Below are 25,781 nucleotides of genomic sequence, written 5' to 3'. Positions count from 1 at the left end.
CATGAGCCTGGGATTCTATGTTGACCTGTCCAGCTGCATCGGTTGCCGCACCTGCCAGGTGGCCTGCAAGGACCGCCGCGACATTCAGGTCGCCGGCCCCCGCCTGCGCCGAGTCGATAGCTTCGAGTGCGGCACCTACCCGGATGTGGCGATGTTCCATTTGAACGTGAGCTGCAACCACTGCGAGAGTCCGGCCTGCGTGGCAAACTGTCCCACCGGCGCCATGTACAAGGATGACGACGGCACCGTCCAGCACGACGACGAGGCGTGCATCGGCTGCCAGACCTGCGTGAACAGCTGCCCCTACAGTGCTCCGCAGTTTATCGAGGAGGACAAGATCGTCCAGAAGTGCGACACCTGCCGCGCCTTGCGCGAGGCTGGCCACGATCCGGTGTGCGTGGAGGGCTGCCCCATGCGCGCCATCGAATTCGGCGACATGGACGAGCTGCGTGCCGCGCACCCGAATGCCGTGAGCGAGCTGCCCTGCACCGAGCCCGCGGCCGCCACAAGCCCGAACATCCTGTGGGAGCCCACCCGGGGCGCCCAGATGGAAGCCTTCGAGCCTGTCACGCTGTAAGACGAGTCGGGGGCGGTCCGTGCGGGCCGCCCTCTTTTGAGGAGGGGAACTATGGTCGAAGCTGCTAACCTGCGCCGTGAGTCTATCGACTTGGAAGCGCTGCTGCTGTCCCGCACGTATCTGTACACGCTGTTTCACAAGCTGCTGGGCGGCACACCCGACGAGGCTGTTCTCGCCGTTCTGCTGTCGGACGAGACGGTGGATGCCGTCGAGGAATTCACCGGCGACAATCCCTCGATGCAGGGCTTGGGCCGCTTTCTGACCGATCTGCGCGAGTGCGTGGACGTGTCGGTGCTGCTCGATTCGGCTCGCGACGAGTACACGCGCCTGTTCGTCGGGCCGGCAGCGCTGCCCTGCCAGCCCATCGAGTCGCCCTATCTTACCCACGAGCTAGCTGACTTTCAGGAGAACACCGTCGTCGTGCGCGGCATCTACCGCGACCACGGCCTGCAGCTGGCGCGTCTTATGCGTATCCCCGACGATCACGTTGCCACGATGTGCGCCTTTATGGCCCATTTGGCGGGGAAGTCGCTGCACTATCTGCGCGAGGGGCGTCTGGAGAAGCTGGCTGAATCGCTGCGCGACCAGGAATCGTTCGTGCGCGGTCATATGCTCACCTGGGTGGACGACTTCGCCGTCTGCGCCCGTCGCTCGAAGACCTCAGTGCTCTACCCCCAGATGATCGAGGCCTTGGCCGCGTTCGCCCACAACGATGCGGACTTGCTTTCCGAGGCCGCCCTGTGGGCCGAGCGGTCTGCCGACGCGCACGGGACGCAGCAGCTCGCTCTGGGAGCGGATGTCGGCAGTCCCGAAGCCGCCGTCTTCGCCGAGCTGGAGGCGTCGCTCGGCCGCCTGGAATCCGCCCGCCCCTTCGGTATCGAGGATCACGAGCTTGTAGCACTGGCGGTGTAGTGCTGGCTTGAGCTCATTCATCCGCGCCTGCGCAAGCCAGCTGCTGGGCTAAGTCGCGCCCTCCGCGGCTGGGGCCTTATCGGCGAGGCGCCGCTGCCAGATCGGCGAACTCGTCGGCGTAGGCGGTGGGGGGGGGTCGCAGAGCTTTCGCAGATGATTACGCTGCAAGTCTCTTCCAGTATGGAATCCTCTATGCTATAATAGAACAAATGTTTCTATATGGCTGGGTATCGCCCTAACTTCTTCTCGGAAGGACAGCCTTCGAGCGAGGAGGAGTGCTATGGTTGATACCGGTTCTCGGTCAGAAAATATACCCCTTGACTTCTATACGGATAACCGTATACTTAAGTGGCGAATTGACGCAACTCGTATAGAAGAGTGGTTTGTCACCCTTGATGAAGAGACTCGGCAGCTCGTCTCTGCTGCTTTGGAGGTTCTTGCATCCAGGGGTCCGTCTCTTCGGCGGCCGCTTGTTGGAGAGGTGAAAGGGTCTCGCTTCAAGAATATGAAGGAGTTGCGCCCAGGCTCATCGGGCGATTCGGAAATTCGCATATTGTTCGCCTTCGATCCCGAGCGACGAGCCATTATGCTCTTTGCGGGCGACAAGCAAAGATGGTGGAACAGGTGGTATCGTCGTGCGATACCCAAGGCAGACAGGTTGTATCAGGAGCACTTGGACAGCCTTCGGAAAAAAGGAGCCGGTAATGGTGACTCTTGAGGATTTGATCGAAAAGTACAACGTCGATCGCGCTGGCATCGAATGCGAGAAGGCAAAGCTTCTGGCTCGAATTGAGGCCTACGAGCTTGCCGAAATTCGCAAGCAGGCGGGTCTCACGCAGGTGCAGTTGGCCGAGAGCATGGGGGTGAGCCAGAAGCGCATCTCCGAGATAGAGCACGGGCGGGCCGGGGCGATCAAGCTCAGCACGCTCGAGCGCTATGCGGCGGCCCTCGGCGGAAGGCTCAAGGTGGAGATCGAGTGCCCCACGGCCGACGGCACGGTGAAGTCGCTGCCCGTTCCGCTGGTGGCTTGCTAGAGCCTTGCGCCTCGCCGCGCTGAACCTGTCTGTGCGCATTTGAGCTTGCCGCTTCGGGGCTAGATAGCGCCCCGCGCAGCGCCTTATCGGCGAGGCGCCGCTGTTGGGTCGGTGAACCCGTCGGCGTAGGCGGTGGGAACGACCATGGAGGCCTTCGATTCCTTCATGGACTCGTTGACCAGGTGCATCTGGCGCAGCTTGAAGGCCATCTCGTCGGTGTGATAGAGCTCGGTGGCCTCCAGAAGCATGGCGGCGATGTCCTTCTCCACTTCGGCGAGCACCACGCGGGCATCGCGCTCGCGCTCGGCCCGTGCCTCGGCTGCCATCGACTCCTGCAGCTCTTTGGGAATGACGATGTCCCGGATTTCCACGAACAGGATGGATACGCCCCAGGCGCTCGTCTTCTCCTCGATGGCGCGGCGCAGCTCGTCGTCCAGCTGCACGCGGCGCATGGCCACGTCTGCCACGTTCTTGCGGCCGATGGCGTCGCGCAGGGCGGTTTGGGCCGCCATGGCCACGGAATCGTAGTAGTCCTCCACCTCGAGGCATGCCTTCTTCGCGTCCCAAACGGTCCAGAACACGGCGGCGTCTACGTTGATGGGCACTAAGTCCGCCGTGAGCGTCTCCTCGGCCCCGAAGCCGGTGAGCATGATGCGCAGGTCGGCATGGAGGGCGATGTGGTCGACGAAGGGGATGGTGAGATACAGGCCGGGCCCGGCCGTGCGGCTGTAATTGCCGAAGCGCAGGATGACGACGCGTTCCCAATGCGGGGCGATGCGCACGGTGAAAATGGCGAGCACGGCAACGATCAGGGCGATGCAGATGACCCAGATGTCGATGCCCCCTGTAAGGACGAGCCCTGCGAAGCCGACGAGCAGGAAGGCGATCGCGAAGAGCGCCGCGGAGAACACGACGGGGGCGTTCTCGTCGGTGTGCCTGGCTTTGGGGGAGTTGTAGCGCTCGATGACGGGGCGATCGGAAACGCCGCCGGTGTGCTGTCCTCCCGTTGCCTGCTGAGTCCGCTTGCGCCTAATGCTTGCCATCGGCATACCCCCGCTTCTCGTCGGCCGCCTCGGCGGCGGCATCGGCCATGCTCGTCACGACAGCGTCGAGGCGCCGTCGGATATCGCGGAACGAGAGCCCGAGGGCGCGGTATTCCCCGATGCACTGCTCGGCCATGGCGTCTATGGCCGCTTCCGGCGAGTCGTCCACCGCCACGTTCTTCTCCACGTACATGCCACGTCCGCGAACCGATACGATAAGGCCGCTTACCTCGAGGTCGCGGTAGGCCTTCGTGACGGTGTTGTAGTTGATCTTCCCCTCGGCCGACAAGGTGCGAAGGCTCGGCAGCTGCTCGCCGGCCTTGAAATAGCCCGAGCGGATGAGATGGGCGAGACGGTTGCGCAGCTGCACCCAGAGGGGCAGGTCGGACGACTCGTCTATAGCGAAGATCGGCTCGCCGGCGGCGGGCATCGTATCGGCGATGCCGCGGCCCTCCGGCGGTGTCTCCCGCGGCGGCTCCGGGCGCGCCGGCGGATTGGGCTCGGCTGCGGCTTGCTTGGCGTCGACAGGGTTCTTCTCGGTGATTTCCATTAGTGCACTCCACATACGATTACGGTCCAACGAAGACACAATGCGCCGATAAGGCACACGAAGTCCGAAACGGGAAGGGAGCGCTGCTCCTTGCAGAGTAGCGCGTAGGTTTCAAGAGCGAAGGGCAGCACGATGCCGAATCCCAGAGCGCCGATGAGGGCGGTGGGGAAAATGGCGTCGGAGAGAAGCAGGGCAAGCGAGGGCGCGGCAGCGGGATTGGCCTTGGCGGCCAGCAGGAAGATAGCGAGAAAAACAAGTTCGGCCGCCAGACAGGCAAGGTGCCACTTCTGAAGGGAACGGACGGCGTTGACATGCGGGGCCTCGCCGCGCGAGAAGTAGTCGATCAGCATGACGAGCGAAAGACCGGAGGAGAGCGCAGAGCAGAAGAAGAGGCCTATGAGGGCAAGGCTGTGCCAGAAGGCGATGCCGATGTTGCTGTAGAGGAACACGCCGGTGTACCCCATGACGGCCGCGGCGAGCAGCGCGCATGCGCTGTCGAGTATGTGCTTGACACGGCCCGAGAAGATTCTGAGGTGGAGCAAATTGGCCAGGGCCAGCAGCGTGCCGACGCCGAGGAGGGCGGAAAGGGCGCAGGCCCCGAAGGTGAGCACCGTGGGCCGTGCGGACGTGAAGATGAGCAGCGCGCGCTCGGGATAGTCGAGATCCCAGAGGAGGCACAGCATGGAGGAGGCGAGCGCGAGCGCGGCGATGGCGTAGGCGCGTCCGCGCAAAACGCGGAACTCGCGGCGCAGGGCATCGGATCGGACGAGAGGCCTGCGGTGCAACGCCAGGCTCCAGACAGCAGTGACCAGGAAGGCGCCGCCCGCGGCTCCTCCCAAGAAAAGGTAAGCTATGACCAGCGTCCCGTACAATACTGTCTCCTATTGCAGCATATAATCGACAGCGGCTTTGGAGCCGCGCAGTTCATCATAGCGTAAATAGGGCGAAACGCGAACCACTGAACTGCTAAAGTAATTCAGTAAAATGTATTGACTGATACACTGAATCACTATAGCATATCAGTAGAGCGGGAAGAGGGGACAAATCCTAGGCTGTTGCTTCTGCCGCCATTTCGAAAGGTGACTTGAGTCACGCATTGCGCGAGACGAGAGGGGAATCAAATGGCATTACTCGAGAAGAAGGTAGGACGCCGCAATTTCCTGAAGGGAAGCGCCGCCGCAGCTGCGGCCCTGGCCGCAGCGGGCATTTCAGGCTGTGCGCCAAACCAGGGGGAAGGAGAAAAGCTGAGCGGCACGGGCGCCGATGGGATGACGCCGCACAAGGTAGCCTCCGATGCCGTGGTGCTCGACGGCGGCGAGTGGATTACCGTCGATTGCTGGGGGAACTGCGGCGGACGTTGCGTGAACAAGGTCCTGGTTCAAGACGGTGTCGTGCTTCGCCAGAAGACTGACGATGTAGACGAGGACACTCTTGAGCATCCGCAGCAGCGTTCGTGCCCGCGTGGCCACTCCATGCGCCAGCATGTGTTCAATGCCAACCGCGTGAAATACCCCATGAAGCGCAAGAGCTGGCAGCCTGGTGGTGGCGAGAACGCCCATGGCGAGTTGCGCGGCGAAGAAGGTTGGGAGCGCATCAGCTGGGACGAGGCGCTCGATTACGTGGCAGACGAACTGAAGCGCGTCTATAACGACTACGGTCCGCGCAGCGTGGTTTGCATGGGAACCGATTGGCCGGTGCTCAACTTGCTCGGCGGCCGTCTGCAGTGGAACTCCACCGAATCCTATGGCAACTGGTACAACGCGCCCATCCGCATGGGCGGCTCCATCTCTAGCGGTCTGCCCGATTGCGGCAACAACAATGACCGCCTCGATATGCTGAATGCCGAGACCATCGTGCTCTATGGCGTGAATCCCGCTTGGCACAATGCCGGCAATGCCTCCTACTACTATCGTCTGGCAAAAGAGGCCGGTGTTCAGTTTGTGTTCGTCGGGCCCGAGTACAACGTGTCCGCCAGCATGCTCGACGCTCGCTGGATTCGCGTGCGCCCCGGTACCGACACGGCGCTTCTGCTGGCCGTGGCCTATGAGATGATTCGCCTGAATAACATCGATCTCGACTTTTTGCACAAGTACTGCATCGGCTACGATGCCGAGACGCTGCCGACCGGTGCCGAGGAGAACTTCCAGAGTTATGTGCTCGGCGAGTACGACGGAGTGCCGAAGACGCCGGAATGGGCGAGTGAGATCTGCGGCACCCCGGTCGAGGATATCACTTGGTTTGCCGAGGCCATCGGTGCCGAGCACGACGTCATGCTGCATCACAATTATGCCCCTTCGCGCTATCGCGGCACTATCGACTTGCCTCAGCTCTTCCTAACGGTAGGCTGCATGGGCGGCCATCTCGGCCGTTCGGGCAACTCCGTGGGTGCAACGTTCTCCATCGAGGCCGGCAATGGGGGCCATGCGGAGAAGCTCGTGCGCGTGGGTGCTGTCGTGGCCGAGCGCGCCACGGGCAAGACGGCGAAAAACGAGCTCGAGGACTCCCAGATGCCGAAGTCGACCATCTGGCGCGACATCCTCGCCGGCCACTACACCTGCTATGGCGACTACCGCAATGGCGAGATCGACAACGGGTTCGTGGGTCGCGACCCGAAGGAGTACGACTTCGATCCGAAGATCATCGTGAACGACTTCCATAATCCTCTGCAGGCAACCGAGGACATTAACTCCGGCATCGCCGCCTTCAAGAAGATGGACATGGTTGTCAATATCGACTATCGCTTCACGTTGACGGCCGAGTATGCCGACATCGTGCTGCCCTGCTTCACCGCATGGGAGGGCAATCTCGATCCCGCCCAAGGCGAGCTGGACGTTGCCACCAACGGCATCATCCGCATGTCGAAGTTCCAGTGCAACCGCGATTACGCTCTGTTCCCGCGTCCGGTGGTTCAGCCCCTGTTCGAGTCGAAGAACGAGCAGTGGATCTATACCCAGATTGCGGAGCGTCTGGGCTTTACGGGCGACGACATCTACCAAACGAGCAGCCTGCAGGCTTACTACGATAAGATCGAGACGGCCGAGTATCTCGACCCCGCCGATGGAGTCACCTATAAGCGGCTGGTCACTATCACCCAGGAGGACATCGATGCTTGGGGCGTGAACGGCGAGCCCCAGGAAGGCATCATCTCTCTGGCCGATGTGCTGGCTGCTGGCAAATACCAGGCGAGTCGCACCGAGGGCGATAAGTTGGGACACATCGGGTATGCGGACTTCGTCGCCGATCCAGAGGCCAATCCGCGCCAGTCCGAGAGCGGCAAGATCGAGATCTACTGCCAGAGCAAAGCGGATGAGATCAATCGCATGCAGCACGGTCCCGACGCCCTGAAGCCGTATCCGACGTTCCATGAGACTACCTGGCAGCAAAAGGACGCGGGCAACTATCACTTCCTGATGTATCAGCCCCATTACCTGCGTCGTTCGCACACTGCCTACGATGAGGGCACTTGGTTGCGTGAGGCTTGGCCGAACCCCGTGTTCATCAGCGCCGAGGATGCCGCCGCCAAGGGCATCGCCTCGGGCGACACGGTGCGCGTGTTCAACGACGCCGGCGCGTTTCTGCGCATTGCATCGGTCACCGAGACGCTCATGCCCGGCTGCATCGCCGTGCCCCACGGCGCCCGAACCTATCTGGATAAGGAGACGGGTCTCGATTTGGGCGGCAACGAGAACATGTGCGTCGACGCGCTGACTCAGGACGACTATTTCCCGACCTGCAACGGCTACAACAGCTGCCTGGTCGATTTCGAGAAGTACGATGGTGAGGCCCTGCAGCCCGATTGCCTGTTCGAGCCCGCTATCTGGACGGAGGAGTAAGCCATGAGCTTGGGATTCTATTTCGATCAGAGCCGGTGCACCGGCTGTCGCGTGTGCCAGATCGCCTGCAAAGATCGCCAGGGCTTGGAAGCGGCCGGCCCCATCCCGCGCCGTGTGACCACTTTCGAGAGCGGCACGTTTCCGAATGCGCGCCTCTACCATCTTTCGGTGGGCTGCAACCACTGCGACAGTCCGGCCTGTGTGGCCAACTGCCCCACCGGCGCCATGTACCAGGATGAGAGCGGTGTGGTGTTGCACGACGATGAGGTCTGTATTGGCTGTCGTACCTGCGTAAACTCGTGTCCTTACGGAGCTCCACAGTATGTTGAGGACCAGAATCTCATTGTGAAGTGCGACAGCTGCAAGGCGCTGCGTGACGGGGGCCTGAATCCGGTGTGCGTCGATGCCTGCATGATGCGCGCCCTGGATTTCGGCGAAGTGGACGATCTGGTTGCGAAATACGGTGCCGATCTGGTGAGCGAATTGCCAGCGCTGGGCACAGCGGAGACGAACCCGAACATCCGCATCAAGGCCAAGGAGTCTGCCTCCGAGACGTCCTTTAAGGAGGTCGTGCTGTAATGGGAGAGACGATGGCGGTCGAAGCATGCGGCGAGGAAGCCCTGAGGGCCGATGCCGAGGCGTGCTACGAGCTTGCTGCTGCTCGGGCTTACTTGTACACGCTGTTTCACAAAGTTCTCGGTGGCGAGCCGACGACCGAGCTTTTGGCCGCCATCGGCAGTGAGGCGACGGCGCAAGCCGTAGGGGAGCTGGCGAGAGAGGACGACACGCTGGCCAGCTTCGCGGCATTTGCCGGCGGAGTCGGCGATAAGGCGGAAGACGCCGCTTTCGTGGAAGAGGCGCGGGAGGAGTTCGCGCGCTTTTTCGAGGGCCCCGCCGAGCCGCCCGCCTACCCATGGGAGGGCCCTTACCTCACCCGCGAGACTATGGTGTTCCAGCCGAGCACGCTGGCCGTGCGCGCTGCTTATGCCGGTTACGGTCTCCAGGTGCGACGGCTCAAACATATTCCCGATGATCATGTGTCCATCATGGCCGCTTTCATGGCAGATCTCTCGGAACGAGCCGAGGCTGCCCTTCGCGCTGGCGATTTCGATCAGGGTCACGACCTCGTTGCGGCTATGTACCGTTTCTCCCAAGAGCACATGGCAACGTGGCTTCCGGAATATGCGGCTCAGTCTCTGCATGTGACCAAGGCGGTGCTTTATCCACAGGTCATCCATGCGCTGCGCTCGCTCGTGCAGCTCGATGGCGTTTTCCTGGGCGAGACGCTGGCCTGGCTTGACGAGGTCGGCCCAAGGCGCTTATCCGAGGTTGCCGACGATGCCGTCACAGTCAAGGCCGCAGCGCTTGACGATGCGACCGCGAAGCTGCATGGTCTGCGACTTCGCGGCTTGGAGGACAATGAGCTCATAGCTAGCCCCCGATAGCTCTTTCGTGTTGCGCCTGCCAGGCCGCTCCTCCCGGTCTGGCAGGCTTGTTGTAAAATGGGAGGCGGAAGGGGGGGGCTTCGTGGTCGAGAAAATCTCAGAGGAGAGCCTTCATCTTGTGGGGAATCGTTCGTTGCACGATTACGCCTCCCGCTATATAGCCATCGAGAACGCGTTCTGCGCGCGAGCGGAGTGCTTTGGCGTCGCCTTTGCCAAGAAGGTTCCGGGAGATGTCGGGATACGGGCCGGCGATTTTTCGAATGTCCCATCCGTCCATGTGTGCAACGACGGTAAGAGCGCCTTCGCGACATGGCGCTCTTCTGCATGCGATGCCTGCCGACTCGGGATGGGGACAGAGACGTTCGTACTCACATTGCAGTGCCCCCATCGCTGCTTTTTCTGCTTCAATCCCAATCAGGCCGATTTTGACGATCGCCGGCCAGCAGCGCGCGACGTGTGCCACCAACTCGAGATGCGTGCCGAACAGGGCGCGGCGTTCACCCATGTGGCCCTTACGGGCGGCGAGCCTCTGCTGTTTCCCGAGGAGTCCGTTGCCTTCGTGCATCGTGCGAAGGAGTTGTTTCCCGGAGTGCATGTGCGTCTTTACACGAGCGGATTCGGCGCGACCGATGAGGTGCTGCATCGCTTGGCCTGTGCGGGGCTCGATGAGATCCGCTTCAGCGTGAAGACCGATCAGGGCATGACCGATGTCGAGAAGGCGCTTGAGGTTATCGGCTCTGCCGTGGACGTCATTCCCGACGTGCTCGTGGAGATGCCAGTCATGCCCGACGAGAGCGAACTGATGAGGGATCTTCTCGTTCGGCTCGACGATCTGCGGGTTAAGGGGATCAACCTGCTTGAACTCGGATTCCCCTTCTTCAATGGTGACGAATTCTCCCGACGGGGCTATGAGCTGAAGCCTGATCCCTATCGCGTGCTCTACGACTATTCCTATGCCGGAGGTCTGCCGGTAGACGGCAGCGAGCGGGCATGCGCCGAACTGCTTGAATTCGCGCTGGGGCAGAACCTGTCCCTGGGGGTTCACTACTGTTCTCTGGAGAACAAGCATACCGGTCAGATATACCGGCAGAACGCGCGCTCTGCCGCCCTTTTCCCGCTGAGGTCGTTGTCCGCGCGCGATTACTTCCTGAAGTCCGCCAAGACCTTCGGAGACGATCGTGTCCCTGTCCGGGAGGTTTTGTCGCGCGAGAGAGTCGACTTCGACGATGCCGATGAGCTTGACTTCACGGAATTTCCCCTTGAGGCTATCTCCCTGCTGCAAGGCGAGCTTCCCGATATCGAGCTTGCCATCAGCTACGCTGTTTGCGAGTCGCGCAACGGCGAGGTTATCCTGCGCGAGCTGCGCCTCGATAAGACAACGCCAGCAACCTTTGATTTTGCGCAAGATTGGTAGCGGTTTCTGCTCTGGCGCTTGCCGGTCTTATGTAGGGTCCGCTCATTTGGGGGAGGGTGATCGGCGCTGATCGGGGTTTAAGCGACTTGCTCCGTTGGGTACTCGTAAGTCCTGCTGTAAAGTCCTTCGGGGGCGATGTCGATCTCGCCGTTGCTCCAGGTGAGAACACCATGCTCAATCGAGAACGCGGAAAAGACCTCGGCATTTCCTAAGGGCGCAAACGCCTCGAAGTCCAGTAACTCAGTGGCGTCGAGCAGTCTGGTCTCTCCGGTGCTGAACGTTACGAGCATGCATAGGTTACCAACGTACCGGGCGCTGACAATCTTCAAGTTCTCGTCTGGTTGACTGGCGCACATGTATCCCTGCGATATAAACATTTCGCTCCTCCTGTGTTATGCGAGCGGCTCGATCTTCTCGAAGGGCTTCTTCGCGACGGCGAGGTTCCATGCGCGATAAGCCTCCGCCTCATGCAGGGCGAGCCAGCCGCTCACCATTCGGTACTGGCGCAATGGCAGCTTGCCCGACAGCACTTCTCCATCGAGGCCAACTACTGCCTCTTCGTCTCCGTAAAATACATGCACATGAGGTTTGTAGTGCTGAGATACATCGTCGTAGTACATCTTTATGACGATGCCCTTGAATCGGCTGAGCTCTGGCATAATGCGGCTCCTTTCGAGATTTATGTTAGTTTACAGCACGTGTGCCGATATGACTATTCGACGGGGCCTTTTGCCGTGCTCCAGTCTCATATGTTGCCGGATGGTTGAGGCGAAGCGCTGCGACTTGTTCCGTCGGGCATTTGCAAGCTCTGTGCAGTACGGCGAAATTGGCTCGACCGCTCCGGCAATCCATCTCACCCATTCTCGGGTATATTTCGCGTTTTCCCAGTTCGTATGAGGGTAAATACCCGAATGCGGGCGATGACCTTGGGGCGGTTCCTCGGGTAGGCTGCGTTTCGTTCGGTTCGATAAGGGAGGGCCGGACGGAACCGATACCAAGGAGGATCTGCTATGGAAACCAATCTCTCTCGCCGCGGGTTTCTGACCGGCGCCGCTGCCGCGAGCGCCCTGGCCGCCATGGGGCTTGCGGGCTGCGCACCCACGACGGCGACCGAGGGCGGCACGAAGACCGCCGACACGGGAAGCGCCCCGTCTTGGCGCGACCAGCCCGAGATGCCCACCGAGTTCGTGGAGACCATCGACGCCGACATCGTCGTCGTGGGCGGTGGCAACGCGGGTATGCCGGCTGCGACGACGGCGGCCCAGAACGGCGCAAAGGTGGTCGTGCTGCAGAAGGAGGGTACCGTAGCCATGGCCCGCGAGGCCGTGGGCGCCCTGAACTCCAAGCTGGCTCCCGATCACATCGTGGACGTGCCCGAGCTTCTGAACCACGCCAACATGACCCAGTCTGGCGATGCGAACATGCTCATGTACAAGACCTGGGCCGAGAAGTCCGGCGAGATGATCGAGTGGATGGCCGACACCCTGGGCCCCAAGGGCATGCTCTTCCCCTTCGAATGGCACTGCCCCGACGACCCGCACGCCTATTATCCGGCCATGTGCTACAACCCCTGCATCGGCGAGTACAATCCCGACGGCCCGAACTACAACTCCTACGCCCACGTGGAGGTCATGGCCGAGGTGTTCCAGGAGCTCGGCGGCGAGATCCGTTTCGAGACGCCGGCTCAGCAGCTCATTCTGGACGAGTCCGGCCGCGTGACCGGCGTGGTGGCCGAGGGCAAGGACGGCTTCATCCAGGTGAACGCCTCCAAGGGCGTCATCGTGTGCACGGGCGGCTACGGCGCCAACATCGAGATGCTGAACGACCTGTGCCCGGGCAATTCCACCTGGTGCGCCCTGCGCGATTCCGTGACCGAGACCGGCGACGGCATCCGCATGGCCCTGTGGGCCGGCGCCGAGCTGGAGGCCGGCGGCGCGTGCATGGTGTGGAACCGCGCCATTCTGCCCGACGGTTTCGAGTTCTCCGAGGACCGCATGGGCGGCGACATCTTCCTGCCCGGCAGCCAGCCCTTCCTGCACGTGAACGTGAACGGCGAGCGCTTCATGAACGAGGACCAGTGCTATCCCATGAGCTATGCCGCCGGCGCGAACCAGCCGAAGCACTACAGCTGGATCGTGTGGGACGGCAACTACTGGGACGACATCGCCCAGTTCGACACTTGCGGTTGCTCGCGCCTGTACCCGGCGCCCTCCGGCACCGCCTTCAACGCCGACGTGTACGACTGCGAGGCCATCACCAAGGAGCACCTCGACGAGTTCTGGCTGGCGCCCCGTCTGGAGGCCGGCACCCTGAAGAAGGCCGACACCCTGGAGGAGCTGGCCGACATGATGGACTTCGACGCCGACCAGAAGGCGACGTTCTTGGCCACCGTGGCCCGCTACAACGAGCTGGCCGCTGCCGGTGAGGATACCGATTTCGGCAAGCCGGCCTATCGCCTCACCGACGTGGAGGCGGCGCCCTTCTACGCGGCGCGTATCGGCGGCGAGCTGCTCGTGACCATCCACGGCGTCATCACCGACGTGAATTCTCAGCCGCTGCGCAACGACGGCAGCGTGATCGAGGGTCTGTACGTGTGCGGTAACGACCAGGGCGGTTTCTACCCGCACAACTACCCGTCCAACTTCACGGGCATCAACGCCGGCCGCTGCGCCACGTTTGGCCGCATCGCCGCCAAGCACGCCCTCGGCGTGGAGTAGGCCGCAAGTTAGGAGAAACGCGCTTCCCGAGCCTGCCATCCCTCCCTTTCAGCAGGCGACCGTTTCGGGCTCCCCTTCGGGGGAGCCCTTTTGTGTTTGGGAGAAGAATGCCGCTTTTGTCCTAGCGCTGTACGAGGTCGATGAGCTCTTGGCGGGAGTGCACGCCGAGCTTCGCGTAGATGTGCTTGGCGTGGGTGGCTGCCGTCTCGCGGCTGATGATGAGCTCGTCGCGGATGTAGGGGATGGAGCGGCCCTGGGCAAGCAGCGCGAACACCTCGGTCTCGCGGGGTGTGAGCCGGTGCTCCGCGGCAAGTGCGGCAATGCGCGTCTCGGGGTCAGCTTCTGTGGCGGACTCGCTGGCGGGATCCGGCGCGGGTTGTTCGGTGGCGGCTTCCAAGAGTGTATCGGCACTATCCCGGCGAAGGGCGTTGTCGCTGGGCCTCGCATAGCTGCCGTCGCGAGCGGTGTCGGCAGTGCCGGCTTCGCTATCGAGGCCGACGCATATGTTGGAGGCTGTGTCGGTCTCGCCGGCAGCGCAGGCTTTGCCGTTACCGCCGCCGGCTTCGACGGCATCGCGCTCGGGTACGCGCAGAAAAGCCGACGTCTCGCCCATGACCATCATGGTGACGACGACGAGGACGACAATGCTCACGGTGCTGACCCACAGGACGGCCGCCGGATCAGCGGAAATCCACGGCTCCAGGGCGACCCATACCACCACGCCCAAAAGGTCGCCGGCATGCACGAACAGCCATCCGAGGCTTGATGACTGGGCCGGGGTAGCGCGTCCGGCGGCGGCGTAGTTCGCGAAGTAGATCTGCGCGATGAGGCAGAAGGTGAAGCGGCCGCCGAGCGAGGCGGCCACGGCTGCGATGCCCCCTTCGTCGCCGAACAGGATGACGGCGGCGAACCCGATGACCAGCGTGGGGCAGATCCAGCGGTAGAGGAAGAACATCGAGATGCGGCGCGGGCCCGACACGGCCAGGACGGCCACAATCGCCATCATGAGAGCACTGAACACGAGAATGGCCTGCAAGGCGAGGCCTTCCACGTGATCGGCTCGATTCATGCCCGCGATGCTGACAATGGCGAATACCGCCAAGATGCCGCAGCCTGTACGGCCGAGGCCCGCCAGAGGGTGCCGCGGACCGGTTTTTCCGGCAGCTCGGGCAGCTTGGGCCAGGCACCGCTCCGATTTGTCCGCGTTGTCGGTCCAGACGAGATGGAAGCACAGCCCCGACAGGAGGGGAAGCGCGGTTGCGACGGCGATGGACACCCAGCCCTCCATGGCCGAGACGAGCAGCACGAGCACCGCCGCCGACACTGCCGAGATCGGCGCGAGCAGTTCCGACGTATCGCGGGGGATGACCGCATAGTATTCGCCCCACATCACCCACAGAAGAGCGCTGCCGACGCCCGTCATCGTCGACCCGATGCCGAACAGCACGGCATTCGCCGCAGGATCGGTAACGGTGAGGAACAGCAGCGGCGTGCTCGCGGCCGTGAGAAGCGGTGCGGCGAGGCGCAGCGCGCGGTAGTTGGTCGGGGCGCCGAAGCGTGGCTCGGCGACGACGATGGCGATGAGGGTTGCCACCGAGGTGGCCAGCGGAAAGGCGGCGTAGTAGAGGGCCGGGCCCAAGGCCATGTCCCCTTGCCACGGCTCCGCGCTCACAGCTCCCGTGGCATTGGTGTAGAACACGCAGAACACCCAGGCGAGCAGAAACGCCCACCCCAACTGCCGCAAGGGCACCAGGTTTCGCGAACTGTCAAACATCCCACTCCTCTCCCTGTTAAGCGTTTATTGTAACGGCTACCTCGGGCCGAAGCGGTTTGTGTTTCTGAAACAGCTTGTTTTGCGCAGCAAACGCCGCGAGAGAAGCAAACGCCTTCGCGTCCCGGCGTCAACAGCTGCGTCGGCGCGCCCGTCCTTGGCGTACAATAAGCGCGATATGTCGAAAGTAGCGGAAAGGAAGTCCCTATGAGCAAAAGCGTCGTGGTGTTTCTGGCCGATGGATGCGAGCCGTTGGAGGTGGTGGCGCCCGTGGACGCGCTGCGTCGCGGCGGCGTGGAAGTGGTGCTGGCCTCCATTAAGGATGGCCTCGAGGTACGTGCTGCCCATGGGGTGAAGCTGCAGGCCGATGCCCCGCTTGCGACTCTCGATCTGACCGGTTTCGATATGGCCGTGGTGCCCGGCGGCTCGCTCGGGGTGGAAAACCTCGGCCGCAACGCCCGCGTGATGGCCGAGCTGACGCGCCGGATGGAAGCCGGCGAATACGTGGCCGCCATCTGCGCCGGCCCCACGGTGCTTGCCAAGGCCGGGCTGCTGAACGGCCGCGCGGCAGTATGCTATCCCGGCTGCGAAGAGGGCTGGCTGGCGGGCGTGTACCAGCCCGGCGCCGACGTGTTCGTGGATGGCAACCTCATCACCGCTACCGGCCCCGGTACGGCGCTTTCCTTCGGCATCCAGCTGCTGCGCACGTTGGAAGGCGACGCCGCTGCCGACGAGGTGGCCGCCGACATGCTGGCGAAGTAGCTGGTACGCCATTTCAAAATCAGCGAAAATGCACGGCTTGAAGTGCAAGACTCGCGCATATGCGCGGTTTCTGCAGCGAGCTCCCGCAAGATCTACGCATATGCGCGAGTATTGCGGGTTGTAGGTCCGACGACCGGAAGGCGCGCGGGCAGGCGTGCGGGCGGATGCGGGTGCGAGCTAGCGCAGCTTGAAGGTCATGGCCACGGGGTTGTGGTCGGAGTAGGCGAAGTCCAAGTCGACGGTGGCGTAGTCGATGCACTCCACATTGTCCGAGTAGATGAAGGTGTCCATGATCCAGCGGTCGTTGGTGCCGTCGTAGGGGCGGCCCGCATCGCGGCAGGTGGCGGCGTCGTCAAAGGCCTCGGTGCCGAGCGCGTCGAGCTTCGCCTTCGCGGCCACGGTGAAGCCCTCGGGCACGCCCTCGAAGTCGTAGGGCTTCGCCCAGCTCTCCACCGCCTCCACCTCGTTGCCGTAGATGTCGCCCGAGATGCCGATCATGTCGTGGTTGAAGTCGCCGCCCGCGATGACGTAGTTGCCGGCCTCGCGCTCGCGCACCATGACGTCGTAGAGCTTGGCGCGCTGGGCGGCCATGATGGACTCGTCGGCACCGTAGGCCGACAGGTGCACGTTGATGAGCACCAACTCGTGCCCGTTGCTGACAGGCAGGCGGCAGACCGAGAAGCAGCGGTCCAGATCGAGGAACTTGCCGAAGCCCTCGGAGATGGGCAACTGGTAGCGCACGGCCCCGGCGATGGGGAACTCGGAGAAAGTGGCCAGGCCCGCGCGGTTTGCCCCGTGGGGCGCGTAGAGGGGCCACGCGAGGAAGGCCGAGTCGTAGTTCTGGCAGAACACGGCCGCATCGGCGGGGAACTGCTCGCGCAAAAGCGCGTACTCGTCGATATGGTGGCTGCGGGTGCCGTCCACGTCCACTTCCTGGAACAGCACGAATGCCGGATCGAGCGCGGCGATGGCCTCGGCGCTGCCCTCCACGTCCGCGCGCGCCACCTCGGGGCTTTCCGCCACCGAGCCGGTTCCGCCGTCCATGAAGAAGTCGAAGGCGGGGTTGTACGCCCCGAAGCCGATGTTCGCCGAGACGACGGTCAGCTCCGCGCCTGCCTCCACGGCATCTGCCGACGGGCCTCCCGTCAGCGGCGCATCGGCGGAAAGCGGCAGCTCGTCCTCCAGCCGCTCGTAGCTGAGCACCACATAGGCGACGTAGGCTGCCGCCGCGAGCAGTGCGGCCGCGAGCAGCGTCCCGATAATCTTGCATACGGTTTTGGCCATCATCCCTCCTTGTGTGGATGCACAACGCAGGCGGCGCGACGGATCTGCGCGCGCCTGCCTTCCATTGTACCCTCTTAGAGGGGGGCGGCAGCCGACGGTTCGCAGCGCAAGGCGACGCCGTGTTGCGGGGCATTCTCTGATACCCCTTCAGTACCCTCTCGCCAGTTGAATCAAGCTCAAAGGTAATGATATGACAACGATAGGGTAAAAGCAGGCCAAGATCGAACCTTCTGCACAGTCTGTTAACAGTTAATGACAGTGCGGTAACAGTGATCTTACGCAGCGGTGCCATATTTTTGTGCAGTCGTATAGTCTCTACACACGCCATACTCAACCAGCCCCAGGCTTCCGTTCTCCGGAGCGGCTGTGGCGCCATCGAAAAGAGGAGGATCCCATGGAGACGGCACGGAAGAACAGGCGCACCACCGCGACCAGGGAAGTCCTCCGCAGCAACGACACGGCGAAGCGCTCGGCCGAGATCGTGGTGGCCGCCCGCGAATTGTACGAGGAGAAGGGGCTCGCCCACACCTCCATCCAGGACATCACCAACCACGTGGGCGTCACGCGCTCGCTGTTCTACCACTACTTCCAGAACAAGGAGGAAGTCACCTCCGCGGTGCTCGACCAGTACATCACCGACTTTCTGGAAGCCATGCAACACTGGCACGAGGACCGCGCCGCCCAGGAGACCGACGAGTCGCTGCACTCCATGGTGAAGATCATGCGCATGGTGCTCTTCGAGAAGAACACGTTCCGCATGGCGCTCTCGACCCAGGAGAATGCCGCGCTCTACCTGGACTTCCTCAACCGTTTCGCCGCCCAGGGCGCCGAGTTCATGGTGTCGCACCCGCTCGTGCAGCACACGAAGTACAGCGAGCCCTCCGATCACCTCTACGAGACCTTCTACGTGCTCATCGTGGGGCTCGTGAGCTATCTGCGCTCGCATCCCGACGCCGACGACGACGTGCTCATCGACGTGGTGTCCCAGATGCTGCACTTGGAGGAGCCGCGCACGGCGTCCTAGCGACTCCGCGCACGCCGGCTCGGTGTGGCGAATCGGTTACGTTTGACGCGCAGGCGCTCAAGTTAGCTATCATCGGTAGGTAAGGAAAATCGGCGCCTCGGCGCCCGCCCGATGAGGCCGCAGCGGCAGGAGAGGAGCGCCCCGTGGACATCAAGCGCGTGCTGGCCAGCGCTCCCCGCAAGCACGATGCGGGCCCCGCGCGTCCGCTGCTCACCCCGTGGGGCGAGGCGCTCGATCCTGCTGACGTGCGCGCCGAGCACCCCCATCCCCAGTTCGCCCGCGAGTCGTTCACGATGCTGAACGGCTGGTGGGACTACGCCATCGTGCCAGCGGGGAAGGGTCCGGCCGCACGACCCCCCGACCGCCTCGACGGCCGCATCCTCGTGCCCTTCTCGCCGGAGTCGCTCCTCTCGGGCGTGGGCCGCACGCTGGCCCCCGACGAGCTTCTGTGGTACGTCCGCCGCGTGCCGCGCCCCGAGTTGCGCGAGGGCGATCGGTGCCTTTTGCACTTCGAGGCCGTCGATTTCGCCTGCGTCTGCTCGGTGAACGGGCGCATCGTGGGCACCCACGAGGGCGGTTATCTCCCCTTCGCCTTCGACATCACCGATGCGCTCGCCGCCAGCGACGGCGAGGCGGCCCTGGCCTACCAGCAGGGAGGCGACTTCGTCATCGCCCTGGCCGTGCGCGACCCGAGCGATACGGGTACGCAGCTGCGCGGCAAGCAGCGCCTCGAGCACGGCGGCATCTGGTACACGGCCCAAAGCGGCATCTGGCAGCCGGTGTGGATGGAGGTGGTGCCCGAGCGGCACATCGAGTCGCTCGTTTTGCGGCCCGACGCCGAGGGGGAGCTGCTCGTCGTCGACGTGGACGTGCGGGGCACGGCGGGTCTGCTGCGCCTGTACGTGGCGGACGGCGAGGGGCGCCAGGTGGCCTCGGCGGCCGTGGCCGTGGAAGAGGGTGCCACGCCTCTGGGCGCTCCGTCCGACGGGGCGGCGCGCCGCCGGGTGCGCGTGGCGGTTCCTGTGCCCGGCTGCCGGCTCTGGAGCCCCTCCGACCCGCACCTCTACGACCTCACGCTGCGCTACGGCGCCGATGCCGTGCACAGCTACACCGCCTTCCGCACCGTGGAGGTGGCGCGCGACGAGAAGGGCGTCTTCCGCTTCCTCCTGAACGGCGAGCCGCTGCTGCTGTGCGGCGTGCTCGACCAGGGCTACTGGTCCGACGGCCTGATGACCGCTCCCTCCGACGAGGCGCTCGCCTACGACATCCAGGCCATGAGGGACGCCGGCTTCAACATGCTGCGCAAGCACCTGAAGGTGGAGGCCGACCGCTGGTACTACCACTGCGACAGGCTCGGCATGCTCGTGTGGCAGGACATGGTGAGCGGCGGCGGGGCCTACGGGTCGTGGGAGACGAGCTTCAAGCCCACCTTGTGGCGGGGCAGCTGGAACGCCTACGACGACACCGTGCCCGCGCACCAGGAGAAGCTCGGCGCCGGCGACGCCCGCTACCGCGATGAGTGGCGGCGCACCTGCCGGGGCACCGTGGGGTATTTGCGCAACCACCCGTCGGTGGTGTGCTGGGTGCTGTTCAACGAGGGTTGGGGGCAGTTCGACGCGCGGCTGGCCACCGAGGCCGTCCGGCGCATCGACCCGACGCGGCCGGTGGACGCCGTCAGCGGCTGGTACGACCAGGGCTGTGGCGACTTCCTCTCGGTGCACAACTACTTCCGCGCCCTGAAGGTGTACCCCGATGCGCCCGACCGGCTCTTCGGGCGCGCGGCCGAACGCGGCGGCCGGGCCTTCGCCATCTCGGAGTTCGGCGGCGCCTCCCTGCGCGTGGAAGACCACAGCGCCTTCGCCGAGAGCTACGGCTACGACACCTTCCCCGATGCGGCGAGCTGGGCGGCGGCCGTGCGGCGCGCTCTCGACGAGGCGGCGGCGCTCGAGGGCGCGGGTCTGGCGGGGTTCGTGTACACCCAGCTGTCGGACGTGGAGGAGGAAGTGAACGGCATCCTCACCTACGACCGGCGAGTGAACAAGCTCAAGGAGGGAACCCATGGATGCGCCGATGACGGGGAATAGCTCTGCGAGGCGGGAAGGGCCGGGTTTTCCCGATGAGCCGCCCGCGCGGCTGCGGGAGCTGTTCGACGAGGTGTTCGGCGCAAGGCCGGCGGCCTCGGATGCGCGTGCGGCCTGCGACGGGGTGGTCGACGATGGTGCCGGCTGCCCCGCGTCCGACGTCCCGCGCGGCTTCGTCGTGGCCTCGGCGCCCGGGCGCGTGGAGGTGGCCGGCAACCATGTGGATCACCAGGGCGGCCGCGTCATCTCGGCGGCCATCGGCGAGCGCACCTGGGGGCTCGCGGCCGAGAACGGCCTGGGGCGCATCCGCGCTGTCATGGAGGGCTTCGGCACCGACGAGGTGGACCTGTCCGACCCGTCGTGGGCGGCGCCGCGCCCGGTGGAGGCGCTGACCCCCGGCGCGATGGTGCGCGGCATGGCGGCCCTGTTCGAGGCCCGCGGCGGTACGGTGCGGGGCTTCGACATCGTCACCTGCTCGGACGTGCCGCCGGGCTGCGGGCTGTCGTCGTCGGCCGCTTTCGAGGTGATGCTGGGCGCGGCGCTGGAGGGACTGTTCGGCCCGGGGCCGTTCGCGGCATCGGCGGCAGATGCGCCCGCGCCCGACGTGCCTGTGGGCAGCGCGGCTGCGGGGGAGGTTCCGCTCGACGCGGCGGCGGTGGCGCTCGTTGCGGTGGAGTGCGAGCAGCGCTACTTCGGCAAGCCCTGCGGCGCCCAGGACCAGCTGGCGAGCGCTTGCGGCGGGGTGGTGACCATCGACTTCGCGCCGAAGGTGCCGGTGGTGGAGCCGGTGTCCCTTGATGCTGCGGCCGAGGGGTACCGCATCGTGCTCGTCGACAGCCGCCAGGACCACTCGCTGCACCAGGACGAGTTCGCCGCCATTCCCGCCGACATGCGCATGGTGGCCAACCTGCTCGGCGTCTCCCGTTTGGGCGACGCGCCGGTAGATACCCTTCTGGCCCAGCTGCAGCGCGTGCGCACCGAGCTGGGGGACCGCCGCGCCATGCGCGCTCTGCACTACTACGACGAGGTGGCCCGGGTGAACGCCCAGCGGGCGGCTCTGGCCGCCGGCGACTTCGGGCTCTTCCTGCGCGAGGTGCGCCTGTCGGGAGCCTCATCGGCCCAGTTCCTGCAGAACGTCTCGCTGCGCGATGCGGGCTCGGAGACGCGCCAGCCGGCCATGGTCATCCAGAGCCTGGCGGCGCACCTGCTCGGCGAGCGCGGGGCGTGGCGCATCCACGGCGGCGGCTTCGGCGGCTCGGTGCTCGTGTTCGTGCCGAGCGTGGAGACCGCCGGCTTCATGGAGGCCATGGACGGCCTGCTCGGCTATGCGGCCTGCCGCGAGGTGAACCTGGGGGCGCCCGGCGTGCGCGCCCGGCACCTGTCATGACCGCGGCGGAAAACCCCGCGTGGATGGCCGGCTCTCCCGCGGGGCCCTTGGAGATAACCATCAACCTGGCCAAGCCGGAGAAGGACCCGGGCGCCATCGCCCGGGCTGCGGAGCCTGGCGGCGCGACGGAAGCTGCCGACGATTGCATTCTCTGCTGGCATCGCGCCACCGACGGGAGCCTTGCCTGCGCCGGCGCCGGCGGCGGGGACGTGCGCCCGGTAAAGCTCGCCGACGAGGAGTGGGCCTGGTGGTTCTCGCCCTACGGGTACTTCCCCGAGCACCTCATCGTATCGGCACCGGTGCACCGCCCCATGGCCATCACCCACGGAACGATCGACCGGCTGCTCGATTTCGCCGACGCGTTCCCGCGGTGGTTCATCGGCTCGAATGCCGACCTGCCCATCGTGGGCGGATCGCTGCTTGCCCACGATCACTTCCAAGGGGGAGGCCACCGATTCCCCCTCATGAAGGCGCCCCTGGCACGCTCGTTTGCATTGCCTGAGCTGCCGGGCGTGCGCGCCGGCATCGTGCGCTGGCCGGCCTCGGTGGTGCGCCTGCGCTCGACCAACCGCGCCTCCCTGCGAGAGGGCGCCTGTCGCGTGTTGGACGTCTGGCGCTCCTTCTCCTTCGAGCCCTGCGGCATCCGGGCCTTCTCGCCGAGCGGCGTGAGCGGCGACGGCGCGGGGAAGGCCCCGGATGGGGACGGGCGGAGACCGGCGGCGGTTCCGCAGCCCATTCCCCACAACACGCTGAACCCCATCCTGTGGCGCGAGGGCGATGACTACGTGATGGACCTCGTGCTGCGCAACAACCGCACCACACCCGAGCGCCCTTACGGCCTGTTCCACGTGCCCGAGCGCCTCTTCCACATCAAGAAGGAGAACATCGGCCTCATCGAGATCATGGGCCGCGCCATCTTGCCGGGGCGCTTGGCCGCCGAGCTACCCGAGGTGCGCCCGGTGTGCGATGCCGCCTACTACGAGATCCTCCAGGCCACGGGCGTCTTCAAAGACGACGAGTGCGGCCACGCCGGCTGGAACGCCCTCATCGCTGCGTTGTGAAGATGGGGCTATCCCCGGTAGAAGCCCTCATCGCTGAATTGAGACCAGGTCAAATACATCTCTCGATAGTTCTCGCTGATGAATGACTGAATCTGCCTTACCTCTCGTTCGTTGAGAATGCCAGGCGATTGGAGTACGGAACTGCCGTCGTCTCTCACGAAGAACTTCGCGGATCCCTGCTCGGTCAGCTTTCGGTCGCTTGCGTGGACGTGCATGCACTCCACGATGCAGTGGCTGGTGAAGTAAAGGTAGTAGCCGCAGACTTTGAAGTTGAAGTATTTCGGCATGCTATGCCGCCAAGTACTTAAGGCTGCGAGCGAGGTATTCGCGGACGATTTCAAGCTCGATATCGTCCATGGTCGTTTCCCAGAGCTCTTCTTTGGGGCCAAATACCGCGGCGCTTGTCGGACGGTTGAGGTTGAGAACGCGCACGCTTCCGTTTTCGGCATGAGTAAACGCATACCCGTTGACGATAACATCGGCGTCATCTGCGATTTGTGCAACATCAGGCATAGCTGACCTCCACAGACTTTATCGGTGCGAGAAACGGGTCGGGATCGATATAGAGATTCTGCAGGATGGGAACGAGGTCGATGTACTCCTCGGTGTCGGGCAGTCCCCGGTACCGTGCGTTGACGACTAGGTAGCCGTGGTCCCACTCAACCACATCAAGGTACCGCTCGAGGTTGCGGGGCGTGCGGAAGCGAATGTTGTGAGCACCAAATGAGAAGCAGCTTAAGTCGCCGCTGCTGCTCAAGAGGGCTGAATCGCTTGCAGACATGGTTTCGCTCCGTCCCTGGACGTTTCTTCCCAACAAGCATACCAAAGAGTTGTGAAGTAAAAGTCGACTCTTTTCACAGGCTCCCTCATGCGCCCACGCGATGCTGCCGCCCGTCGTCATGCTCGCAGGGCATGGGAAGGTATTGGGAACGGGTATTTGCCCCTGCTGCCGAGCGGGGAAGATAATGGCATCGGAATCATCGGCGCGGACGGCCCGTTTGCGGGTTCGCATATCCGCGCCGCATCTCGCGTGAAAGGACAACGAGCATGACGCAGCTGGAGCTGACCCCCATCTGGGACAAGGTGTTCCCGAAAAGCGACAAGGTGAGCCACGAAAAGGCCACCTTCCACAACCGCTACGGCATTTGCCTGGCGGCCGATCTGTACAAGCCCGTAGACGGCACGGCTCCCTTTGCGGCCATCGCCGTGTCGGGCCCGTTCGGCGCCGTGAAGGAGCAGAGCTCGGGGCTCTACGCCCAGACCCTCGCCGAGCGCGGCTACCTCACCATCGCCTTCGACCCGTCTTTCACCGGTGAATCCGGCGGCAGCCCCCGCTACATGGCCTCGCCCGACATCAACACCGAGGACTTCATGGCCGCGGTGGACTACCTCGTGAATCGCGACGACGTTGACGGTGAGCGCGTGGGCATCCTCGGTATCTGCGGCTGGGGCGGCATGGCCGTGAGCGCCGCGTCGTGCGACCCGCGCATCAAGGCGACGGTCGCCTCCACTATGTACAACATGTCCCAGGTGAACGCCAACGGCTACTTCGACGCCGAGGACAGCCCCGCTGCCCGCAACGAGAAGCGCGCCGCCCTGGCCGCCCAGCGCACGGCCGATTACGCCGCCGGCGACTACGTCCGCGGCGGGGGAGTGGTGGATCCGCTGCCCGAGGACGCCCCGTACTTCGTCAAGGACTATCACGCCTACTACAAGACGCCGCGCGGCTACCATGCCCGCTCGCTGAACTCCAACGACGGCTGGAACGTGACCGGCTGCGAGAGCTTCCTGAACTTCCCGACCGCCGTCTATGCCGGCGAGATCGAGGCGCCGGTGATGCTCGTGCACGGCGAGCGCGCCCACTCGCTCTACTTCAGCGAGGCCACCTTCGAGGACCTGAAGGCCGGCATCGCCCCCGACAACAAGGAGCTCGTCATCGTGCCGGGCGCGAGCCACACCGACCTCTACGACCAGACGGACATCATCCCCTGGGACACCATCGCCGCTTTCTACGAGAAAGCTCTGGGAGCGTAGCGGTTTCCATCGCCGCCCTCAACCGCAACGAGAAGCATGACTGGTACTGGGGTTGCCCTGCCTCCTGCGTTTTTGGCGGCGCTGGCGATTAGGAGCAGAAAGGTGTGAGAATTCGCAAAAATAAGGACGTAAAAGTGCGGAAATTCACACAAATCAGGACGAACTTGGGTTAAGGACGGAAGATGCCGTCACGCTTCGATGGAAGAGCGGTTGCCGCTACGCCTCCGGCTCGATGCGCTTGAGGGGGCGGGCGGGCACGCCGCCGACGACGGTGAGGGGCTCCACGTCGCGGGTTACCACGGCTCCGGCGGCTACGATCGCGCCGTCGCCGATGGTCACGCCGGGCAGCACCGTGGCGTTCGCGCCGATCCACACGTCGTTGCCGATATGGATGGGAGCCGGGATGAGGTCGCCGCGATGGGCCGGGTCCATGCCGTGGTTCAAGGTGGCCAGCACCACGTTCTGCCCCACGAGCACGCGGTCGCCCAAATAGATGCCGCCCTGGTCTTGGAACTTGCAGCCGGCGTTGACGAACACGTTGCGGCCGAGGTGGATGTTCTTGCCGCAGTCGGAGTTGAAGGGCGGGAAGAGGGCGAATCCCGCATCGACGGCCCGACCCGTCAGCTCGGCCATGAGCGCGCGCAGCTCGTCGGGGGTGTGGTAGCGGTTGTTGATCTCCATGCAGATGCGGATGGCCTCCTGGCTCACGCCGTGCATGAACTCGTGCTCGGCCGACCCGCCCACCACGGTGCGGCCGGCGTTCAGGTGATCGAGGTAGTCTTGCAGGTTCATGGGCCGCCTCCTGTTGCATTCGACTTTCTTCTCCTTGTTATACCGAAGGCCCGCGGTAAT

At 64.1% G+C, this 25,781-nt stretch carries 26 protein-coding genes; 15 read left to right on the top strand and 11 right to left on the bottom strand.

The genetic code is table 11. The features are described 5' to 3' along the window. Position 1: 1 nt before the first annotated feature. From Q5064_RS03365 to Q5064_RS03350, 4 genes are all read left to right on the top strand, one after another. Entirely contained in the window at positions 2-577 is a 576-nt protein-coding gene (locus Q5064_RS03365) for a 4Fe-4S dicluster domain-containing protein (protein WP_302962297.1), read from the top strand. Positions 578-628: 51 nt separating this feature from the next. Further along, positions 629-1,489, top strand: a complete 861-nt coding sequence (locus Q5064_RS03360; protein ID WP_302962296.1) for a molecular chaperone — start codon at positions 629-631, stop codon at positions 1,487-1,489. Positions 1,490-1,769: 280 nt separating this feature from the next. Continuing rightward, positions 1,770-2,207, top strand: coding sequence for a type II toxin-antitoxin system RelE/ParE family toxin (locus tag Q5064_RS03355; protein ID WP_302962294.1), 438 nt, complete (start codon positions 1,770-1,772; stop codon positions 2,205-2,207). Next, the gene (locus tag Q5064_RS03350; protein WP_302962292.1) at positions 2,194-2,523 is read left to right on the top strand and encodes a helix-turn-helix transcriptional regulator; all 330 of its coding nucleotides are present in this window, start codon (positions 2,194-2,196) and stop codon (positions 2,521-2,523) included. Before Q5064_RS03355 ends, Q5064_RS03350 begins: the two co-directional genes overlap by 14 nt. 83 nt (positions 2,524-2,606) lie before the next feature. Here Q5064_RS03350 and Q5064_RS03345 read toward each other — a convergent pair whose 3' ends face one another. The 3 genes from Q5064_RS03345 to nrfD are packed head-to-tail and all read right to left on the bottom strand — an operon-like array spanning position 2,607 to position 4,988. Next, positions 2,607-3,566: a slipin family protein gene (locus Q5064_RS03345; protein ID WP_302962290.1), complete on the bottom strand. Its 960-nt coding sequence runs from the start codon at positions 3,564-3,566 to the stop codon at positions 2,607-2,609. Then, complete coding sequence (locus Q5064_RS03340; RefSeq protein ID WP_302962288.1) at positions 3,553-4,116, bottom strand: GntR family transcriptional regulator; 564 nt, start codon at positions 4,114-4,116, stop codon at positions 3,553-3,555. Before Q5064_RS03340 ends, Q5064_RS03345 begins: the two co-directional genes overlap by 14 nt. After that, entirely contained in the window at positions 4,116-4,988 is an 873-nt protein-coding gene (gene nrfD, locus Q5064_RS03335) for an NrfD/PsrC family molybdoenzyme membrane anchor subunit (RefSeq protein ID WP_302962286.1), read from the bottom strand. Before nrfD ends, Q5064_RS03340 begins: the two co-directional genes overlap by 1 nt. Positions 4,989-5,237: 249 nt before the next feature. On the opposite strand from nrfD, the gene Q5064_RS03330 reads away from it, so the two are divergent. The 4 genes from Q5064_RS03330 to Q5064_RS03315 all read left to right on the top strand — a co-directional run bounded on the left by Q5064_RS03330 (position 5,238) and on the right by Q5064_RS03315 (position 10,808). Beyond that, complete coding sequence (locus Q5064_RS03330) at positions 5,238-7,949, top strand: molybdopterin-dependent oxidoreductase (RefSeq protein WP_302962285.1); 2,712 nt, start codon at positions 5,238-5,240, stop codon at positions 7,947-7,949. Positions 7,950-7,952: 3 nt separating this feature from the next. Beyond that, the gene (locus Q5064_RS03325; protein ID WP_302962284.1) at positions 7,953-8,528 is read left to right on the top strand and encodes a 4Fe-4S dicluster domain-containing protein; all 576 of its coding nucleotides are present in this window, start codon (positions 7,953-7,955) and stop codon (positions 8,526-8,528) included. Then, positions 8,528-9,394 (top strand): molecular chaperone, encoded by an 867-nt coding sequence (locus tag Q5064_RS03320; RefSeq protein ID WP_302962283.1) that lies wholly within the window; start codon positions 8,528-8,530, stop codon positions 9,392-9,394. The genes Q5064_RS03325 and Q5064_RS03320 overlap by 1 nt, the downstream gene beginning before the upstream one ends. 82 nt (positions 9,395-9,476) lie before the next feature. After that, complete coding sequence (locus Q5064_RS03315; RefSeq protein ID WP_302962281.1) at positions 9,477-10,808, top strand: radical SAM protein; 1,332 nt, start codon at positions 9,477-9,479, stop codon at positions 10,806-10,808. Positions 10,809-10,885: 77 nt separating this feature from the next. Here Q5064_RS03315 and Q5064_RS03310 read toward each other — a convergent pair whose 3' ends face one another. Both Q5064_RS03310 and Q5064_RS03305 read right to left on the bottom strand, forming a co-directional pair. Then, positions 10,886-11,185, bottom strand: a complete 300-nt coding sequence (locus Q5064_RS03310; protein WP_302962279.1) for a DUF2442 domain-containing protein — start codon at positions 11,183-11,185, stop codon at positions 10,886-10,888. Between the two features lie 15 nt (positions 11,186-11,200). Beyond that, positions 11,201-11,467, bottom strand: a complete 267-nt coding sequence (locus tag Q5064_RS03305; RefSeq protein ID WP_028026907.1) for a DUF4160 domain-containing protein — start codon at positions 11,465-11,467, stop codon at positions 11,201-11,203. A 351-nt stretch (positions 11,468-11,818) separates the two neighbouring features. Between Q5064_RS03305 and Q5064_RS03300 the strand changes: the two genes are divergently transcribed. Next, entirely contained in the window at positions 11,819-13,525 is a 1,707-nt protein-coding gene (locus Q5064_RS03300) for an FAD-dependent oxidoreductase (RefSeq protein WP_302962277.1), read from the top strand. A gap of 121 nt (positions 13,526-13,646) precedes the next feature. Here the strand turns inward: Q5064_RS03300 and Q5064_RS03295 are convergent, their stop codons facing one another. Then, the gene (locus tag Q5064_RS03295) at positions 13,647-15,299 is read right to left on the bottom strand and encodes a response regulator transcription factor (RefSeq protein WP_302962275.1); all 1,653 of its coding nucleotides are present in this window, start codon (positions 15,297-15,299) and stop codon (positions 13,647-13,649) included. 204 nt (positions 15,300-15,503) lie between these two features. On the opposite strand from Q5064_RS03295, the gene Q5064_RS03290 reads away from it, so the two are divergent. Beyond that, a complete protein-coding gene (locus tag Q5064_RS03290; protein ID WP_302962274.1) occupies positions 15,504-16,058 on the top strand; it encodes a DJ-1 family glyoxalase III in 555 nt (184 codons plus the stop codon). A 177-nt stretch (positions 16,059-16,235) separates the two neighbouring features. On the opposite strand, the gene Q5064_RS03285 is transcribed toward Q5064_RS03290, so the two are convergent. Beyond that, entirely contained in the window at positions 16,236-17,342 is a 1,107-nt protein-coding gene (locus Q5064_RS03285; RefSeq protein ID WP_302962273.1) for an endonuclease/exonuclease/phosphatase family protein, read from the bottom strand. Between the two features lie 394 nt (positions 17,343-17,736). Between Q5064_RS03285 and Q5064_RS03280 the strand changes: the two genes are divergently transcribed. From Q5064_RS03280 to Q5064_RS03265, 4 genes are all read left to right on the top strand, one after another. Further along, positions 17,737-18,366, top strand: coding sequence for a TetR/AcrR family transcriptional regulator (locus Q5064_RS03280; protein ID WP_302962272.1), 630 nt, complete (start codon positions 17,737-17,739; stop codon positions 18,364-18,366). A 143-nt stretch (positions 18,367-18,509) separates the two neighbouring features. Then, positions 18,510-20,450 (top strand): glycoside hydrolase family 2 protein, encoded by a 1,941-nt coding sequence (locus Q5064_RS03275; RefSeq protein ID WP_302962270.1) that lies wholly within the window; start codon positions 18,510-18,512, stop codon positions 20,448-20,450. Continuing rightward, positions 20,425-21,834: a galactokinase family protein gene (locus Q5064_RS03270; protein ID WP_302962267.1), complete on the top strand. Its 1,410-nt coding sequence runs from the start codon at positions 20,425-20,427 to the stop codon at positions 21,832-21,834. Before Q5064_RS03275 ends, Q5064_RS03270 begins: the two co-directional genes overlap by 26 nt. After that, the gene (locus tag Q5064_RS03265) at positions 21,831-22,895 is read left to right on the top strand and encodes a hypothetical protein (protein WP_302962265.1); all 1,065 of its coding nucleotides are present in this window, start codon (positions 21,831-21,833) and stop codon (positions 22,893-22,895) included. Before Q5064_RS03270 ends, Q5064_RS03265 begins: the two co-directional genes overlap by 4 nt. Before the next feature lie 8 nt (positions 22,896-22,903). Here Q5064_RS03265 and Q5064_RS11350 read toward each other — a convergent pair whose 3' ends face one another. Genes Q5064_RS11350 through Q5064_RS03255 form a run of 3 tightly spaced genes read right to left on the bottom strand, consistent with a single transcriptional unit; the run spans position 22,904 to position 23,676 of the window. Continuing rightward, a complete protein-coding gene (locus Q5064_RS11350; protein WP_368389091.1) occupies positions 22,904-23,182 on the bottom strand; it encodes a DUF4160 domain-containing protein in 279 nt (92 codons plus the stop codon). 1 nt (position 23,183) lies between these two features. Further along, positions 23,184-23,408: a hypothetical protein gene (locus tag Q5064_RS03260; protein ID WP_278798971.1), complete on the bottom strand. Its 225-nt coding sequence runs from the start codon at positions 23,406-23,408 to the stop codon at positions 23,184-23,186. Beyond that, positions 23,401-23,676, bottom strand: coding sequence for a hypothetical protein (locus Q5064_RS03255; RefSeq protein ID WP_302962262.1), 276 nt, complete (start codon positions 23,674-23,676; stop codon positions 23,401-23,403). The genes Q5064_RS03260 and Q5064_RS03255 overlap by 8 nt, the downstream gene beginning before the upstream one ends. A 266-nt stretch (positions 23,677-23,942) precedes the next feature. On the opposite strand from Q5064_RS03255, the gene Q5064_RS03250 reads away from it, so the two are divergent. After that, positions 23,943-24,929 (top strand): alpha/beta hydrolase, encoded by a 987-nt coding sequence (locus tag Q5064_RS03250; protein ID WP_302962261.1) that lies wholly within the window; start codon positions 23,943-23,945, stop codon positions 24,927-24,929. Between the two features lie 216 nt (positions 24,930-25,145). Here the strand turns inward: Q5064_RS03250 and Q5064_RS03245 are convergent, their stop codons facing one another. Next, a complete protein-coding gene (locus Q5064_RS03245) occupies positions 25,146-25,721 on the bottom strand; it encodes a DapH/DapD/GlmU-related protein (RefSeq protein WP_302962259.1) in 576 nt (191 codons plus the stop codon). Between the last annotated feature and the right edge of the window lie 60 nt (positions 25,722-25,781).

The organism is uncultured Adlercreutzia sp. (genome assembly GCF_958431955.1).
GTDB lineage: Bacteria > Actinomycetota > Coriobacteriia > Coriobacteriales > Eggerthellaceae > Adlercreutzia.
This window is presented reverse-complemented; position numbering and strand designations above follow the sequence as displayed.